Origin of the sequence: Aeromonas sp. Prich7-2 (assembly GCF_017939255.1) — a bacterium.
GTDB classification, from domain to species: Bacteria; Pseudomonadota; Gammaproteobacteria; order Enterobacterales; family Aeromonadaceae; genus Aeromonas; species Aeromonas caviae.
This window is the reverse complement of record NZ_JAGKRI010000298.1, coordinates 1-15455: the sequence shown is the minus strand read 5'-3', so window position 1 is coordinate 15455 and position 15455 is coordinate 1. Positions and strand designations below refer to the sequence as shown.

The 15455-nt window shown below is 60.0% G+C and carries 16 protein-coding genes; 6 read left to right on the top strand and 10 right to left on the bottom strand.

Annotated features, from left to right (window positions below):
* On the bottom strand, positions 1 to 712 hold a 712-nt coding region (locus J9892_RS21980; protein ID WP_210539006.1), incomplete at its 3' end, for an RNA-guided endonuclease TnpB family protein.
* Positions 713 to 769: 57 nt separating this feature from the next.
* Between J9892_RS21980 and tnpA (J9892_RS21975) the strand changes: the two genes are divergently transcribed.
* The 3 genes from tnpA (J9892_RS21975) (at position 770) to J9892_RS21965 (ending at position 2399) form a co-directional block, all read left to right on the top strand.
* Positions 770 to 1174, top strand: a complete 405-nt coding sequence (tnpA, locus tag J9892_RS21975; RefSeq protein ID WP_102948226.1) for an IS200/IS605-like element ISAs26 family transposase — start codon at positions 770 to 772, stop codon at positions 1172 to 1174.
* Between the two features lie 69 nt (positions 1175 to 1243).
* Complete coding sequence (locus J9892_RS21970) at positions 1244 to 2140, top strand: DMT family transporter (RefSeq protein WP_210539004.1); 897 nt, start codon at positions 1244 to 1246, stop codon at positions 2138 to 2140.
* A gap of 61 nt (positions 2141 to 2201) precedes the next feature.
* Positions 2202 to 2399 carry a hypothetical protein gene (locus J9892_RS21965; protein ID WP_039038678.1) on the top strand — a complete coding sequence of 66 codons (198 nt, stop codon included), beginning with the start codon at positions 2202 to 2204 and terminating at the stop codon, positions 2397 to 2399.
* Between the two features lie 72 nt (positions 2400 to 2471).
* On the opposite strand, the gene J9892_RS25265 is transcribed toward J9892_RS21965, so the two are convergent.
* A complete protein-coding gene (locus J9892_RS25265; RefSeq protein WP_210539003.1) occupies positions 2472 to 3770 on the bottom strand; it encodes a methyl-accepting chemotaxis protein in 1299 nt (432 codons plus the stop codon).
* A gap of 468 nt (positions 3771 to 4238) precedes the next feature.
* Positions 4239 to 4664, bottom strand: a complete 426-nt coding sequence (locus J9892_RS21955) for a DUF4124 domain-containing protein (protein ID WP_210539001.1) — start codon at positions 4662 to 4664, stop codon at positions 4239 to 4241.
* A 271-nt stretch (positions 4665 to 4935) separates the two neighbouring features.
* On the opposite strand from J9892_RS21955, the gene fabV reads away from it, so the two are divergent.
* Both fabV and J9892_RS21945 read left to right on the top strand, forming a co-directional pair.
* Complete coding sequence (fabV, locus tag J9892_RS21950; protein WP_041212832.1) at positions 4936 to 6129, top strand: enoyl-ACP reductase FabV; 1194 nt, start codon at positions 4936 to 4938, stop codon at positions 6127 to 6129.
* Between the two features lie 162 nt (positions 6130 to 6291).
* Positions 6292 to 7767: a YfcC family protein gene (locus J9892_RS21945; RefSeq protein WP_210538999.1), complete on the top strand. Its 1476-nt coding sequence runs from the start codon at positions 6292 to 6294 to the stop codon at positions 7765 to 7767.
* A gap of 65 nt (positions 7768 to 7832) precedes the next feature.
* Here the strand turns inward: J9892_RS21945 and J9892_RS21940 are convergent, their stop codons facing one another.
* The gene (locus J9892_RS21940) at positions 7833 to 9047 is read right to left on the bottom strand and encodes a pyridoxal phosphate-dependent aminotransferase (protein WP_005302243.1); all 1215 of its coding nucleotides are present in this window, start codon (positions 9045 to 9047) and stop codon (positions 7833 to 7835) included.
* A gap of 356 nt (positions 9048 to 9403) precedes the next feature.
* On the opposite strand from J9892_RS21940, the gene J9892_RS21935 reads away from it, so the two are divergent.
* Complete coding sequence (locus J9892_RS21935) at positions 9404 to 9613, top strand: DUF1653 domain-containing protein (RefSeq protein ID WP_210538997.1); 210 nt, start codon at positions 9404 to 9406, stop codon at positions 9611 to 9613.
* Positions 9614 to 9672: 59 nt separating this feature from the next.
* On the opposite strand, the gene J9892_RS21930 is transcribed toward J9892_RS21935, so the two are convergent.
* The 6 genes from J9892_RS21930 to tnpA (J9892_RS21905) all read right to left on the bottom strand — a co-directional run bounded on the left by J9892_RS21930 (position 9673) and on the right by tnpA (J9892_RS21905) (position 15338).
* Positions 9673 to 9930 carry a GrxA family glutaredoxin gene (locus J9892_RS21930; RefSeq protein ID WP_010674029.1) on the bottom strand — a complete coding sequence of 86 codons (258 nt, stop codon included), beginning with the start codon at positions 9928 to 9930 and terminating at the stop codon, positions 9673 to 9675.
* A 213-nt stretch (positions 9931 to 10143) separates the two neighbouring features.
* The gene (gene dacB, locus J9892_RS21925; RefSeq protein WP_041215429.1) at positions 10144 to 11577 is read right to left on the bottom strand and encodes a D-alanyl-D-alanine carboxypeptidase/D-alanyl-D-alanine-endopeptidase; all 1434 of its coding nucleotides are present in this window, start codon (positions 11575 to 11577) and stop codon (positions 10144 to 10146) included.
* Between the two features lie 87 nt (positions 11578 to 11664).
* Positions 11665 to 13425, bottom strand: coding sequence for a DEAD/DEAH box helicase (locus J9892_RS21920; RefSeq protein ID WP_210538995.1), 1761 nt, complete (start codon positions 13423 to 13425; stop codon positions 11665 to 11667).
* Between the two features lie 127 nt (positions 13426 to 13552).
* Positions 13553 to 14590 (bottom strand): HlyD family secretion protein, encoded by a 1038-nt coding sequence (locus J9892_RS21915; protein ID WP_210538993.1) that lies wholly within the window; start codon positions 14588 to 14590, stop codon positions 13553 to 13555.
* Positions 14591 to 14600: 10 nt separating this feature from the next.
* The gene (locus J9892_RS21910) at positions 14601 to 14870 is read right to left on the bottom strand and encodes a DUF3302 domain-containing protein (protein ID WP_041201542.1); all 270 of its coding nucleotides are present in this window, start codon (positions 14868 to 14870) and stop codon (positions 14601 to 14603) included.
* 63 nt (positions 14871 to 14933) lie between these two features.
* Positions 14934 to 15338: an IS200/IS605 family transposase gene (gene tnpA, locus J9892_RS21905; RefSeq protein WP_069785515.1), complete on the bottom strand. Its 405-nt coding sequence runs from the start codon at positions 15336 to 15338 to the stop codon at positions 14934 to 14936.
* Positions 15339 to 15455 lie beyond the last annotated feature (117 nt).

Here is a 15455-nt window from a genome sequence, read left to right as displayed (position 1 = left end):
CTTTTTGTTTCTTCCAGTTGCTGCTGAACTTTACCTTTTTGCTCAACTGGCGTTGGAGCCTTGCCAGCTTGATCTGATTGGTTTTGAAGCTGTTGACGGGCTCAAACACCGTGCCATCTGACAGGGTTGCGAGCTTGGCGATCCCCGCATCTAGCCCGACCATTGAGCCGGAGGGGTGAATTGGCTCAAGCGTCTCCTGCTCGACCTGAAAGGAGATATACCAGTGCCCGGCTGCTTGGCTGACGGTCGCGTTTTTAATTTTCCCTTCAACTGGCTGGGACTGACGGAACTTGACCCACGCCAGCCCGGCAGGCAGCTTCACTCGACCCTTTTCAAGGCGGCAATACTTGTCGAAGTTGACGAACCGGATAGCGTCGCGGTTGTCGCTTTTTTTCTTGAATACGGGTGCCTTGGCGGCGAGTTTCTTATCAAAGTAGCGCATCCACGCGCCATGCAAATCCTTGAGCTTCTGCTGGAGGTTGTCGGTATATGCCTCGGCCAGAAAGGCCATTTCTGGGTCTTTCTTCCAACTGGTGAGCATCCTGTTCAGCTCAAAGGCAGAAGGCAGTTTTTCGCCAGCATCCAGAATGCGTTTGGTTTCTGCCAGCCCGTGATTCCAGACATAACGAGCACAACCGCCCAACTGGCGCAGGCGTTGCGCTTGTTGTTCGGTCGGTTCGAGTCGGAATTTGTAGGCTTTCAGAATTTGCATTTAGCGCTCAGTGTGTAGCATTATTGTCATATCTATTAAGCCCGATTGAGTGACAGAATGCAATTCACTAAAATTAATAAATCACGCCATGCGGCCTACGTTTTGCACGTACATTTGGTGTTTATTACCAAGTATCGAAAGCCGATATTGGGGGATCTGCATCACGCTTCCTTCAGTCAGTGTGCGGCAGAGGTTTGCAGAGATTTTGGTGCGGAACTGAAAGAGTGTGACGGAGAGGCTGATCATGTTCACATGCTGATAGAGTACGCGCCAACGGTACAGCTATCGGTACTGGTGAACTCGTTAAAGGCGGTCACATCAAGGCGACTGCGTAATGAATTTCTGGACTTGAGAGGTGCTTACAGCAAACCCGTACTCTGGTCACGCTCTTACTTTGCGGGCTCTTGCGGCGGAGCACCGTTGGAGGTGATCAAGCAATACATTCAAAACCAGCGGGGCTGACGCCCTGGCGAAATTCCCCTCCCACCTACGTCGGAGGGAGTCCCCTTTCGCATTTAAGATGGAGGCATTGTGCGCCCTTTACCCGTCCTGACGCTGACCCTGGCCATGCTGCTCTGGTCCAGCTCCTTCATCGCCCTCAAACATGTGCTGGAAATCTGGTCCTTCGGTCAGGTGCTCTTCATGCGGATGGGGGTGGCGTCCTGTTGCTGGCTGCTCTGCTACCGCCAGCTTGGCCGCGTCACTTACCAGAAGGGGGATTGGCGCTGGTTGGCCCTGATGGGGGCGCTTGAGCCCTGCCTCTACTTTCTTCTTGAAGTCAACGCCCTGCGTTACACCAGTGCCGGCCAGGCCGGTATGGTCTGTGCCCTGCTTCCCCTGATGGTGGCCCTGGTGGCCTTCGTGCTGCTTGGAGAGCGGGTGAGTCGCCGCCAACTGCTGGGCTTTGCCATCGCCATCGTTGGCATCGCCCTGCTGGGGTTGGGGGAGGGCGCCGACGAGTTCGCTCCCAACGCCCTGCTCGGCAACAGCCTGGAGATGGGCGCCATGCTCTGCGCCGCCACCTATTCCGTGGTATTCAAGAAGCTCTCCAGCCGCTACGGCGTGATGACACTGACGGCGTTGCAGGCCTTCGTCGGCACGCTCTTCTTCGCGCCCTTTGCCTTCAGTGCGCCCTGGCCCGCGAGCTGGGCCTGGCAGGACATGGGGGTCATCCTCTTCCTCGGCGCCTTCGTGACCTTGGGTGCCTACCTGCTCTACAACTGGTCGGTGACCCAGGTGAAGGTGACCCTGGCGGCGGCCTATGTGAACCTCATACCGGTCTTTACCCTGCTGCTCGCCTATCTGCTGCTGGGAGAGACGCTCACGGCCCTGCAATGGGTGGCCTGCGCCGCCGTGCTGGTCGGCATCGGGGTTGGCCAGCTGCCGTCCGGCAGGAAGCGTGCGCAGGCAGTCGCCACCAGGGGATGAGTCGCCGCCATTGGGCTACAGTCTGGGCAGGGAAACACGCTGCCTAAGAAGGAGCCGACCGATGAGCGACATGCACTTGCTGGCCGCTGCCAAAAGCCTGTTGAGCCATCCCCCCTTTACCCTGGCCGATGCCAGAGCCCTGGAGGCGCTGGAAGAGGAGGCTGTGGGGGAGGAGGGGCTCTGTATCGCCGCGCTATGGGACATCGCCCTCGCGCTGGCGGACGAGGAAGCCAGACATTATCTCCTGGGGGATGGCTGAGCGGGTTTCGGGTGGGCGGACAGCAATGACAACGGGGGGCCTGGCCCCCCCGTTGTCATTGGCAGCTGTCGCTCAGATGGAGAGGCTCTTGACGGTGTCCGACACCGAGTTGGCGTCCTCGATGATCTCCTTGATGACATCGGCGATGATGGTGGCCTGCTCCTGACCTGCCACCGCCTTGTCGGAGACGACGGAGACGGTCTGGGTGATCTGGGAGGTGATCTCCGAGTTGTGCTTGATGACGGTGACGATCTCGCTGGTGGAGCTGGAAGTGCGCGCCGCCAGTTGCCTCACCTCGTCGGCCACGACCGCGAATCCCCGTCCCTGTTCCCCGGCGCGGGCCGCCTCGATGGCCGCGTTGAGGGCCAGCAGATTGGTCTGATCCGCGATGCCGCTGATGGTGGAGATGATGGATTCGATGCTCCTGGATTGCTGGTTGAGCTGCTCTATCTGCTTGCTGACCGCATTGACCGAGGTGTTGATGTGAGAGGAGGTGTCGAGCACCCTGTCGATGACCTCCCGCCCCCTGGCAGCGCTCGCGACAGTTTCGCTGGCGATGGCACACGCCTTCTGGGCCACTTCCCGGGTGGAGATGGATTTCTCCACCCGCTCGGTGATGTCGCTCGCCAGCTTGATGATTTTGACCACCTTGCCCTCGTGGTTGAAGATGGGGTTGTAGGTGGCCTCCAGCCAGATCTTCTCCCCGCGGTGACCCAGGCGCATGAAAAGCCCTGACTTGATGTCACCCGAGCCGAGATCCTGCCAGAAATGGGGGTTGTTCTGGTAGAAATCGCTGCCACAGAAGAGGCGATGATGCTTGCCGACCACCTCTTCCAGCCGGTAGCCAAAGCAGTTGAGGAAATTCTGGTTGGCGGTGATGACGGTGCCATCGGGTTGGAAATCAATGACCGCCAGGGACTTGTCCAGCGCTGCCAGAAGGGCCTGGGTGCGCTCCAGAGTGGATTGCTGCTGGGTCACGTCGGAGGCGACCTTGGCGATCCGCACCACCTTGCCGTCGATCACGATGGGGAAATAGGTCGCCTCCAGCCACACGGCCTTGCCGGATTTCGACTGGCGAATAAAGCGGCCGCTGCGGGAGACGCCGTGGCGCAGATCCTGCCACAAGGTCTCGTAATCCCGGGTATTGACGTCGTCGGGGAAGCAGAGGGTGCTGTGATGCTTGCCGATCACCTCGTCACGCTCAAATCCCACGATCTTGAGAAACAGCTCGTTGGCGAAGGTGACCACTCCCGCCGGGGTGAACTGGACGAAGGGGACCTGCAACTGGATAGCCTGTTCAAATGCCCCCAGCTCCACCACCCTTGCCGCTTGCTCACTGGCTTCCTTGCTTGCTTTTTGATTCCAGAACATGACAGCGCTCCTCCATGAGACCCTTGAATGGGATAACGACCAAATATGAGTAAATTAACAATAGCATTGCGTCCTGATGAGTCGTCATCGAACTCAAATTAACTTTTTATTTTTCAATGTTGATAAATGGCTTCTTAATTGTGGGGTCTCGTACAAGGGTTATTTATCTCCTGGGCCGCCCTGGCCCCAGGGAATATTGGCATGAAGGCGCCTCTTTTGGCACTGACTATTCTATATATCGCCTTCATATGAACCCAGTGGCGCGCCATGTGGCCTACATGGGGATTCAATGAGTCTTATATGGGCACAGTGAAATAGGTGGAGGCGGGGATCTGGAAATAGCCGCTATCTGACTCTCTGGTGTGAGAAATAAACGGCCAAGGGTGTGAGTTTTTGGATATGCGGCATGTGTGAACCCGTGACGACATTGCCGCTTCGGTATATTTCCTGTCCCGAAACAGGGAGTGTTTATTTTGCCTGCAAGGTAGAGAGTTTCTGGTTCAGGGACTCAATCTCTTTCTGATATCGGGTAGTGACCGACTGCATCTCTGCCGAGACATTGCGGGATCTTGCCTTGTTCTCCGTGCTCTGGGTCATCTCGTTGTTCATCTTCTGCTTTTTGGCCTCGATCTCGGTGCGCAGCGCCTCGGCCTGGCGTTGTTTCTGGCCGTTCGCCAGGCTCTGCTCTATCTCCCGGGTCTGGTTGGCCGCCTGCTCCACCGCCTCGGGGGAGGGGGTATAGACATTGAGTGCCATGGGTTTGGCGTCGCTGCTGCAGGGGATGTCGCTGAAGGTGATCTGCCCATCGCGGGCGCATTGATAGACAGCCGCCTGGACAACGGGGACGGTGGCAAGCCCCAGGCAGGCGAGAGAGATGACCAGCATGCGTGACATAGACTCCTCCTTGAATCCTCTTCCTTGCACACTAGTACATGGCGCAAGGTCAGACAACGGCCTCGTTCCGGGTGTGACATTCCGGTCCTCACGTTGCCTCTCTCTGGTCCATGGCGGGGTAGATCCCCTGCGCAATGGGTGTGCCATGGCGGCACAAAGGGACGGATCCCTGCCTGTTTCCCCGCAGTTCAACACATCAGAGCACCATAACGGGCCGCAATGAGGTATCTTATGCCCCGATTTCATCCATCAAACGGATAAGAGACAACACATGATCATCAAACCCAAGGTTCGCGGCTTTATCTGCACCACCACCCACCCGGTCGGTTGTGAAGCCAATGTTCGTCGCCAGATCGCTTACACCCAAGCCAAGGGCGCCATCGAGAATGGCCCCAAGAAGGTGCTGGTGATCGGCGCTTCCACCGGCTATGGTCTGGCCTCCCGCATTGCCGCAGCCTTCGGCAGCGGAGCTGCTACCATCGGTGTCTTCTTCGAAAAGCCGAGCTCCGAGACCAAGACGGGCTCCGCCGGCTGGTACAACTCCGCCGCCTTCGACAAGGCCGCCAAAGAGGCCGGCCTCTACGCCAAGAGCATCAATGGCGATGCCTTCTCCCACGAGTGCCGTGCCAAGGTGATCGAGCTCATCAAGCAGGATCTGGGTCAAATCGATCTGGTGGTCTATTCCCTGGCCTCTCCGGTGCGCAAGCTGCCGGACACCGGCGAAGTGGTGCGCTCCGCCCTCAAACCCATCGGCGAGGTCTACACCTCCACCGCCATCGACACCAACAAGGATCAGATCATCACCGCCACCGTCGAGCCGGCGAATGAGGAAGAGATCCAGAGCACCATCACCGTCATGGGCGGCCAGGACTGGGAACTGTGGATGGCGGCTCTGCGCGATGCGGGTGTGCTGGCTGACGGCGCCAAGTCCGTGGCCTACTCCTACATCGGTACCGACCTGACCTGGCCAATCTACTGGCATGGTACCCTGGGCCGAGCCAAGGAAGATCTGGACCGCGCCGCCACCGCCATCCGTGGCGATCTGGCTGCCAAGGGGGGGACCGCCCACGTGGCCGTGCTCAAATCCGTGGTGACCCAGGCCTCCTCTGCCATTCCCGTGATGCCGCTCTACATCTCCATGGCCTTCAAGATCATGAAGGAGAAGGGCATTCACGAGGGCTGCATGGAGCAGGTGGACCGCATGATGCGCACCCGCCTGTACGGCGCCGACATGGCGCTGGACGAGCAGGCCCGCATCCGCATGGATGACTGGGAACTGCGTGAAGACGTGCAGCAGACTTGCCGTGATCTCTGGCCCTCCATCACCACCGAGAACCTCAGTGAACTGACCGACTACACCGGCTACAAGCAGGAGTTCCTGCGCCTGTTCGGTTTCGGTCTGGACGAGGTGGACTACGATGCGGACGTGAATCCGGACGTGCAATTCGACGTGGTCGAGCTGTAAGTCGGTCGTCAGCACAGACAGGGCCCTGCGGGGCCCTGTTTTTTTGCAGCAGACTCAACCTGTTGCCTCAGGTTTATTATCCGCGATCACCTTTTTCCCCGAACAAACCCGCTAGGCTTGCGCTGTCCGGATCACAGACGGCACCGCCGAGGTACGAAAGTCATGACCACATCCCATGAGGCGCCCAAGAAGCGCCAGCTCCCCACGGTTTATACCCTGCTTTTCATCATCATCGCCCTGATGGCGGCCCTCACCTGGGTGCTGCCGGCGGGCAAATACAACTATGTGACGGCCAAGACCCAGCAGCCGGTGGCTGCGGCGGCCGTGGCCGACTACAGCGGTGACGAGCGACTGCTGCCGGTACCCGGCAGTTACACCGAGCTCCCTTCCCAACCCCAGGGGGTATTCGATGTGCTCAAGGCGCCCATCCAGGGCTTTCACAAGGCGGCGGACGTAGCACTGTTCGTACTCATCATCGGCGGCTTTCTGGCGGTGACCATGCAGAGCGGGGCGCTGGATGCCGGGGTCGGGGCCATAGTGCGCACCTTCGCCGGGCGCGAGCGGCTGCTCATCCCGGTGCTGATCGCCCTGTTCGCCCTCGGGGGCTCCACCTTCGGCATGGCGGAGGAGACGGTGGCCTTCTGGGCACTCATCGTGCCGGTGATGATGGCGGCGGGCTTCGATCGCATGGTGGCGGCGGGGCTCATCCTGCTCGGCTCCGGGGTTGGGGTGCTCGCCTCCACCGTCAATCCGTTTGCCACCGGCATCGCCTCCGGCTTTGCGGGTATCCCCATCGGTGAGGGGATAGGGCTGCGGGTCATCCAGTGGCTGCTGCTGGTGATCTTCGCCTCCTGGTTCGTGATGCGCTACGCCAGGCAGGTGCAGCAGGACAAGTCCCGCTCCGTGCTGGCCGACATCGTTTATGACGACGAGTTCTCCCAGATGAAGAGCGGCAACCTCGCCTTCAGCGGCAAGCAGAAGCTCACCATGCTGGTCTTCTTCGGCACCTTCCTGCTGATGATCTATGCGGTGGTGCCCTGGTCCGATCTGGGCATCGATCTGCTGCCCACCCTGGGCTGGTGGTTCGACGAGCTCTCCACCCTCTTCTTCAGCGCCTCCATCCTGATTGCCCTCATCAACCGGATGCCGGAGTCCAACTACGTGGCGACCTTCCTGAACGGGGCGCGGGATCTCATCGGGGTTGCCCTGGTGGTAGCGGTGGCGCGCGGCATCTATGTGGTGATGGAGCACGGCGTCATCATCGACACCATACTGCACTGGGCCGAGGGACTGGTGAGCGGGCTGTCGTCGTCGGTCTTCATCCTGATGGCCTATCTGGTGCACATCATCCTGAGCTTCTTCATTCCCTCCACCTCGGGGCTCGCGACCGTCTCCATGCCGTTGATGGGGCCGCTGGCGGACTTCTCCGGCATCTCGCGGGATCTGGTGATCACCGCCTATCAGTCCGCCTCCGGCTGGATCAACCTGTTCGCCCCCACCGCCGCTCACCTGGTGGCGGGGCTGGCGCTCGCCAGGATCCCCTACGATCGCTTCGTGCGCTGGGTGCTGCCCTTCATCATCGGGGCGGCTCTCATCACCATGGTGGTACTGGTGGCCGGGGCCCTGCTGCACGGCTGATGGCGCGAATAGAAAACGACAGACAACAAAAAGGCTCCCGAGGGAGCCTTTTTCATGAGCCTTGCTTACTGCTTGTAGCCCTTGAGGAAGCGGGCGAGGCGACCGATGGCCTCTTCCAGCTCCTCTTCCCGGGGCAGGAACACCAGGCGGAAGTGATCCGGTGCCGGCCAGTTGAAGCCGGTGCCTTGCACCAGCAGGAGCTTCTCCTGCTGCAGCAGGTCGAACACCATCTTCTGGTCGTCGCGAATGTCGTACACCTTGGGGTCGAGGCGCGGGAACATATAGAGCGCCCCCTTGGGCTTGACGCAGGAGACCCCGGGGATCTCGTTCAAAAGCTCCCAGGCCTTGTCCCGCTGGCGACGCAGGCGACCCCCCGGCAGGATCAGTTCGTTGATGCTCTGGTAGCCCCCAAGGGCGGTCTGGATGGCGTGCTGCATGGGCACGTTGGCACAGAGCCGCATGGAGGCCAGCATCTCCAGCCCCTCGATGTAGCCCTTGGCGCGACCCTTGGGACCGGTGATGACCATCCAGCCCTGGCGGAAGCCACAGGCGCGGTAGGCCTTGGAGAGGCCGTTGAAGGTCACCACCATGACATCGTCGCACAGGGTGCAGACGCTGGTGTGGGAGATGTCGTCGTAGAGGATCTTGTCGTAAATTTCGTCGGCGAAAATGATGAGGTTGTGCTGGCGGGCGATCTCGATCACCTCCAGCAGGAACTCGCTGCCGTAGACGGCGCCGGTCGGGTTGTTGGGGTTGATCAGCACCAGGCCGCGGGTGCGCGGGGTGATGCGGGCGCGGATGTCGTCGAGATCCGGATACCAGTCAGCCCCTTCGTCGCAACGGTAGTGCACCGCATGGCCACCGGAGAGGGTGACGGCCGCGGTCCAGAGCGGGTAGTCGGGGGAGGGCACCAGCATCTCGTCGCCGTTGTTGAGCAGCGCCTGCATCGCCATCACGATGAGCTCGCTCGCACCGTTGCCGATGTAGATGTCGTCGATGTCGACCTTGCGCATCCCTTTTTGCTGGTAGTACTGCATCACCGCCTTGCGGGCCGAGAACAGCCCCTTGGAGTCGCAGTAGCCCTGGCTCTGGGGCATATTGAGGATCACATCCTTGATGATCTCCTCCGGTGCTTCGAAGCCAAACGGGGCCGGATTGCCGATGTTGAGCTTGATGATGCGGTGACCTTCGTCTTCGAGACGGCGAGCTTCTTTGTGCACCGGGCCGCGGATGTCATAGCAGACATCGTCGAGCTTGTGCGACTTGTCGATAGTGAACATGGTGAGCGTGATTCCTTCCCCGTGGGGCGCGTTGGCAGAAAAGCTGTTTTTAGTATCAAATTTCTCTGCCCCTATTCTTCACAGAATTGAATGCTAGAACAATCTAATTTATGGAATAAATCCCTGATATTTACCCCTGAAACAGGGTTGTTGAAATGTTAAATTCAGCATGATCGTTTGCCTCTCTTTGGTAGATCAGTGAAAGATGAGGAGCAGATTCATAAAGCAACATGAGTGTATTGAAATATCTCCCCCATCTGGCACGATTGGCTGGGGTAAAAAAGGCCCCGACCCGTCGGTCTGCCAGGGGAGCACGCAGGCACGGGGGCTCATCTTTCCGCTCTCGAGGTTCACTCATGCAGGCACCCGCCACCGGTCGCTACCGCCATTTCAAGGGGGGCTATTACCAGGTTCTGGCCCTGGCCTTGCACACCGAAACCCAGGAGCAGTTGGTGATCTATCAATCCGAACAGAATGGTCAGGTCTATGCCCGCCCCGTCGCCATGTTCATCGAGTGGATTGAACATCAGGGACAGGTGGTGAGCCGCTTCACGCCGGTGGCCTGAGGCAGGCTTGGCGACATGAAAAAAGGCGCCAGAGGCGCCTTTTTTCATGGTGTCGGGGCTTACAGACCCAGATTGGCTCTGGCATAGGCCTCAAAATCGGTGCAGCCGCCGATGTGCTGCTCATCCAGGAAGATCTGCGGCACAGTGGTGACCGGCTTGCCCGCCTTGGCGGCGAGATCGTCCTTGGTCAGCCCGGCCACGTTGATATCCACGTAGCGGAACTCGAAGTCATCGCGCTCCTCGGTCAGTTGCTCGGCAATCTGCTTGGCACGCACGCAATAGGGGCAACCGGGACGACCAAAAATCTCTACAAACATCTTTTCTCTCCATTAAACAAGCCGTTGAAGAAGGCCATTGAGATGAGGCTGGGCACAGCATAGCCGTGGCGCCCTGTCAGTCAAAGCTGAAAATAGCGATGCTTACGTTCGCCATCTCCGATTGCGCCCACTGTTGATGACGGCGCCGGCATCCCTGTTTCGCCCCAAGGTCGGGGAGTGGAGCTGCCTTGCCGGCAAGACAGCCCGTCGGTCTCACTGCTCGACGATCTGGATGGGTTGCTGCTGGTAGATGCTCTCCAGCACGCCTTTTTCGAAGACGGTCCAGGGCCAGGGCGCCTTGCTGGCGCGGTAGCGCTCGTGGGTCGCCGGATCCTGGGAGAGACCGCGCTGGAACATCACGAAGGCCTTGCGCTGGCCACCGGCGGTGTCGATGAAGCCGGCGAGGTTCGACGTACCTGTGATGGTACCAGTCTTGGCGTGCACCTTGTTCTTCATCATGGGGGCAGTGACGCTGCGTCGCCAGGCCAGGGTGCCGTCCACCTGGGAGCTTGGCAGCAGCTTGATGAAGTCGAGCTCGGCATCGTTCTTCTGGATGAAGTTAAGCACCGACAACATCTGGCGCGCGCTGATGAGATTGTGGGCGGAGAGGCCGGAGCCGTCAGCCAGGGTGGCGTTGCCAAGGTCAATGCCGTGCTTGGTCAGGATGGCGCGCACCGCCATGGTGCCGCTGCGATAGCTGCCCGGCTTGTTGTAGTAGTGACGCCCCACGGTTTTGAGGAAGGTATCGGCGTAGAGGTTGTCGGACTTTTTCAACATCTTGGCGAGCATCACCGGCAGGGAGACAGAGTAGTGGGTCGCCAGGGTCTGGGCACCGACAGGGGCCTGATGGGTGACCCGCAGCAGGCCGTCGTGGCTGATCCCGGCGCGGTTCATGGCCCAGCGGATGTTGTCCCAGCCCCAGGCCTCCACGTCATGGATGGCAAAGCGCAGCCCTTGTGGCTCCTTGTTCGGGGTGATGCAGCCCTTGAGCTCGTAGAAGTTGCCCTTGGCCATGTCTACTTCCAGAGCGCAGAACTGGCGCGCCATGTCGCCATAGCTCATCACCTCCACGTTGTCGGCGCCGATGCCGATGGGCACGCCGGTGGCCACGTTGCCCACCGCAGGCTTGCCAATCTGGGTGGCGGTGATGGTGCCGTAGGCGCAGTTCTTGTCGATGATGACCGAGGAGACGGGGGCGGCGAAGCAGAGGGTCTGATCCCCCCAGGACCAGCCGTTGCCACGCTCATAGCCGTTGTAGGCACCGGTGTTGACATAGACGTTGCCCTGAACGCGGGTGACGCCCAACTGCTTGAACAGGGCAACCAGATCCATGCGCGACAGGGTCGGGTCGCCCACGAAGTTGATCCAGATGTCGCCGTTGATGGTAGTGCCCTGTTTGGCGCCGGGCTGGGCCTGGATGTCGGTGGCGAAACGGAAGTCTGCGCCGAGTTCGAGGCGGGCGGCGAGCGCGGTGAGCACCTTCATGGTGGAAGCGGGGGCTATCATGTCATCGGCGTGACGGGCAAATTCCACCCCATTGTTGCCCTGTACGATGACGGCGTACTGGCCCCCCTTGGGCGGGGTCAGCGGGGCGGCCTGGACCGCCAGAGAAAAGAGAGCACAAAAACCAATCAACAGCCGCTGCATAGGATCCTCTAACTGAACGAAAGGGCGGCATCAGAAACCGCCCCGATAATCAAACCGGGTGACTGCCGGGTATCGCCTGCCATGGGGTCAGGCCGGGGCGTTGGCAGTCCGGTAACGCCCCTCGTAATCGAATATTTTTTCCTTCACCTGCCAGAAGCGTCCCGACTTGCGGGCAATGACGAAATCCGGGTGACGGAACTGGTCTGCCGCGAGCATCACGCTCGCCAGGGTAGTGAATTCGGGCTCCAGGCCCGGGGCGGGCCAATGATGACGCACAAAGCGTTGTTGAAACAAGCGCTGTGCACCCCGGGAGTGAAAGGGGAAGTACTCCGTCAGGGTCAGGCCATCCTCGTCGTGGTAGGTCACCTCCAGCCGCTCCCCCTGCTTGCCGCGCCCAGGGCTCAGGGTCAAACCGGCGCAGCGGATCACCATGCAGTCCTTGAGATTGAGGGCCTCCTTGAGCTTGTCGTCAGGGTCCACCAGCAGCTGGTCACAGCTCTGGCAGCGGCGGGCGGCGATGTCGTTTTCAGCGCCGCATCCAGGGCAGATCTTGGCGCGAAAGCGGTAGTCGCACTCCTCGCGGTTGCCCTCGTCATCTTCAAACAGTCCCTGACAGCGGCGGCCGTAGTGCTCGATCACCTTGCCATCCTCGTCGGTCTTGCCCCAGAAGGTGTTGGCAAAGCCGCAGGCGGGGCAGGGTACCTGAACCGGCTCGGTACCGGCGTGGGGCCTGGGCTCCCCCACCTCGGGGGCAAACAGGTTGAAGTTGTTGCCTGCGTAGTCGAGCACCAGGCAATCGCTCTTGCCGGGTGAGAGGCGCAGGCCCCGTCCCACAATCTGCTGATAGAGCGACACCGATTCGGTGGGACGCAGCATCACGATGAGGTCGACGTGGGGGGCATCAAAACCGGTGGTGAGCACTGCTACGTTGACCAGAAACTTGAGCTCGCGCGCCTTGAAGGCACTGATTAGAGCGTCGCGCTCCGGTCCCGGCGTCTCGCCGGTGACGAGGGCGGCCTGCTGGCCTCTGGCACCGAGCAGGCCATGAATTTCCCGGGCATGCTCGACGGTGGCGGCGAAGATCATCACCCCTTGCCGGTCGGCGGTATACTCCAGCACCTGGCTCAGGATATGGGGGGTGACCCGCTCCTGGCGCCTGATCTCGCCGTTGAGCTGCGCCTCGCTGAACAGGCCGTTCTCCCGCGGCACCAGCTTGCTGAAGTCGTAGTGGACGATGGGGGCGTCCACCAGACGCGGCGGGGTCAGGTAGCCGTTTTTCACCATAAAGCGCAGGGGCAGTTCGAACACGCAGTCACCAAAGAGCCGCTCGCCGTGGCTCTTGACCATGCCGTGGTAGTGGCGCCGGTAGATCCAGCCCAGCCCCAGCCGATAGGGGGTGGCGGTGAGCCCGAGGATCTTGAGGGCAGGGTTGGCGGCCTTGAGATGCTCGATCACCTGATGGTATTGGCTGTCGTCATCGAGCGAGACCCGGTGGCACTCGTCGATGATGAGCAGCGAAAAAGCCCCGTCGAAGGCATCCAGATTGCGCGCCACCGACTGCACCGAGCCAAACACCACCTGGGCGCTCGCCTCCTTGCGATCCAGCCCGGCGGCGAAGATGTCGGCCTTGAGCCCCCACGCCTCGTACTTGGCGTGGTTCTGCTCCACCAGCTCCTTGACGTGGGCCAGCACCAGCACCCGGCCACGGGCCTTGCGGGCCAGTTCGGCGATCACCAGGCTCTTGCCGGCCCCGGTGGGCAGTACCACCACGGCGGGATCCGGGTGTTTGCGAAAGTGGCTGATGACGGCGTTGACCGCGTCGGTTTGATAGGGTCTGAGGACGAACATGGGGAGACTGGCCGGTGCGAGGTGGCGCCATTATAGGGATCTTGCGCGCAAAATGCAGCGGGCAGGGCGCCATCCCAAATGAAACGGGCCAGCATCAGGCTGGCCCGTTGGCAATAAGCAGATTTGCTTAGTGGAAGGGGAACAGGTAGTTGAGCCAGCTACCCATGCGCATCAGGATCTTGCGCATGATGGCCACGTGGTGGAAGTGCTCGGTATAGATGGCGGCCTGACCGCTGGAACCCGCGATCACCTGGTAGTTTGCCCACTCGGGATCGGTGATCTCGAGCACGATGGGCAGGCGACCCGGTACCTGGGCCGAAGTCTGATCGATAAGACCCGCCTGTGCCTGGATATTGCCCGGTGCCATGGCCGGGATAACGGACTGCACCTTGGCCTTGAAGATGCGACCCGGGATGCCGTCGAGCACGACTTCGGCCTCGTCACCCGCCTTGAGCCGCTGCATGCTGTTCTGCCAGAACCAGCCGACATAGGCATTGGCATCTTCATGAATGAAGGTCATCACGGGGCGGAACATGAAGGGGGCGGCAATCATGCCCGGGCGCAATGCCAGTTGCACGACATGACCGTCACTCGGGGCGTAGACCACGGTCTGCTCCAGATCGTACTTGGCGATGTTGAGCTGGGCACTCAGGTCATTGAGGGTTGCTTTCTGCTGATCAATCTGGGCGACGATGTCATCCACGTTGGCCTGGGTGACGTCGAGGTCGCGCTGTTTGCCGATGCCCCGTCGCATCAGCTCCTGGGCGCGATCCCTGTCCAGGGTGGCGGAGCGCAGGCGGGCGTCCAGAGCCTTCAGAAAATCGGTGTTGGAGGCGAGGCGCGACGTCAGGCTGGCGACCTTCTCCTGGAAGGGCTCAGCGTCGATGCGAAACAGCACATCCCCTTTCTTGACCGGCTGGTTGGGCTTGACCGGGACGTCGGTGACACGTCCCTTGACCAGGGGCACGACCGGGGTGGAGACATAATAGTTGCGAGCCAGCTCGGAATAGGGGTGGTTGTAGTTCATCAGCATGATGAGTGTGCCGATGATGATGACGCCACCTAGCACGGCGGTCGGCACGGTCCACTTGTTGAGCGGGATCTTGAAGATCTTGAAAATACCTATGCAGAGGGCCGTATAGGTGAGAATAAGTAGCAGGTCCATGGGGCGTTACCTATTTGTCGGTCTGTTCGAGCGTGGTCATGCGAGCCTGCAGTGCTGCCAGCTCCTCTTTGAGTGCGCTGATCTCTGTCTCGTCATGTTGTAGGCGTTGCGAGAAGCCCCAGCCGCGATCGGGGCGATAAATCGTGGCCCAGATCCAGAGGAAGGGCCAGAGCACGTGCAGGGTGAACAGGCTGACCCAGCCTGCCACGTGAATGGCGTCCTGGTGGGGGTGATTACGGTGCTTGGCAATTTCATATGGAATATCGTGAATGACGATAATGCCATCTTAAATGCGAAAGGGGACTCCCTCCGACGTAGGTGGGAGGGGAATTTCGCCGGGGCGTCAGCCCCGCTGGTTTTGAATGTATTGCTTGATCACCTCCAACGGTGCTCCGCCGCAAGAGCCCGCAAAGTAAGAGCGTGACCAGAGTACGGGTTTGCTGTAAGCACCTCTCAAGTCCAGAAATTCATTACGCAGTCGCCTTGATGTGACCGCCTTTAACGAGTTCACCAGTACCGATAGCTGCACCGTTGGCGCGTACTCTATCAGCATGTGAACATGATCAGCCTCTCCGTCACACTCTTTCAGTTCCGCACCAAAATCTCTGCAAACCTCTGCCGCACACTGACTGAAGGAGGCGTGATACAGTTCCCCCAATATCGGCTTTCGATACTTGGTGATAAACACCAAATGTACGTGCAAAACGTAGGCCTCATGACGTGATTTATTAATTTTAGTGAATTGCATTCTGTCACTCAATCGGGCTTAATAGATATGGCAATAATGCTACACACTGAGCGCTAAATGCAAATTCTGAAAGCCTACAAATTCCGACTCGAACCGACCGAACAACAAGCGCAACGC

Coding starts and splice junctions, on each gene's coding strand:
- fabV (WP_041212832.1), top strand. CDS start 4,936: ATGATCATCAAACCCAAGGTTCGCGGCTTTATCTGCACCACCACCCAC.
- tnpA (WP_102948226.1), top strand. CDS start 770: ATGCAATTCACTAAAATTAATAAATCACGCCATGCGGCCTACGTTTTG.
- J9892_RS21955 (WP_210539001.1), bottom strand. CDS start 4,664: ATGTCACGCATGCTGGTCATCTCTCTCGCCTGCCTGGGGCTTGCCACC.
- J9892_RS21930 (WP_010674029.1), bottom strand. CDS start 9,930: ATGTTTGTAGAGATTTTTGGTCGTCCCGGTTGCCCCTATTGCGTGCGT.
- J9892_RS21920 (WP_210538995.1), bottom strand. CDS start 13,425: ATGTTCGTCCTCAGACCCTATCAAACCGACGCGGTCAACGCCGTCATC.
- dacB (WP_041215429.1), bottom strand. CDS start 11,577: ATGCAGCGGCTGTTGATTGGTTTTTGTGCTCTCTTTTCTCTGGCGGTC.
- J9892_RS21940 (WP_005302243.1), bottom strand. CDS start 9,047: ATGTTCACTATCGACAAGTCGCACAAGCTCGACGATGTCTGCTATGAC.
- J9892_RS21915 (WP_210538993.1), bottom strand. CDS start 14,590: ATGGACCTGCTACTTATTCTCACCTATACGGCCCTCTGCATAGGTATT.
- J9892_RS25265 (WP_210539003.1), bottom strand. CDS start 3,770: ATGTTCTGGAATCAAAAAGCAAGCAAGGAAGCCAGTGAGCAAGCGGCA.
- J9892_RS21965 (WP_039038678.1), top strand. CDS start 2,202: ATGAGCGACATGCACTTGCTGGCCGCTGCCAAAAGCCTGTTGAGCCAT.
- J9892_RS21935 (WP_210538997.1), top strand. CDS start 9,404: ATGCAGGCACCCGCCACCGGTCGCTACCGCCATTTCAAGGGGGGCTAT.
- tnpA (WP_069785515.1), bottom strand. CDS start 15,338: ATGCAATTCACTAAAATTAATAAATCACGTCATGAGGCCTACGTTTTG.
- J9892_RS21945 (WP_210538999.1), top strand. CDS start 6,292: ATGACCACATCCCATGAGGCGCCCAAGAAGCGCCAGCTCCCCACGGTT.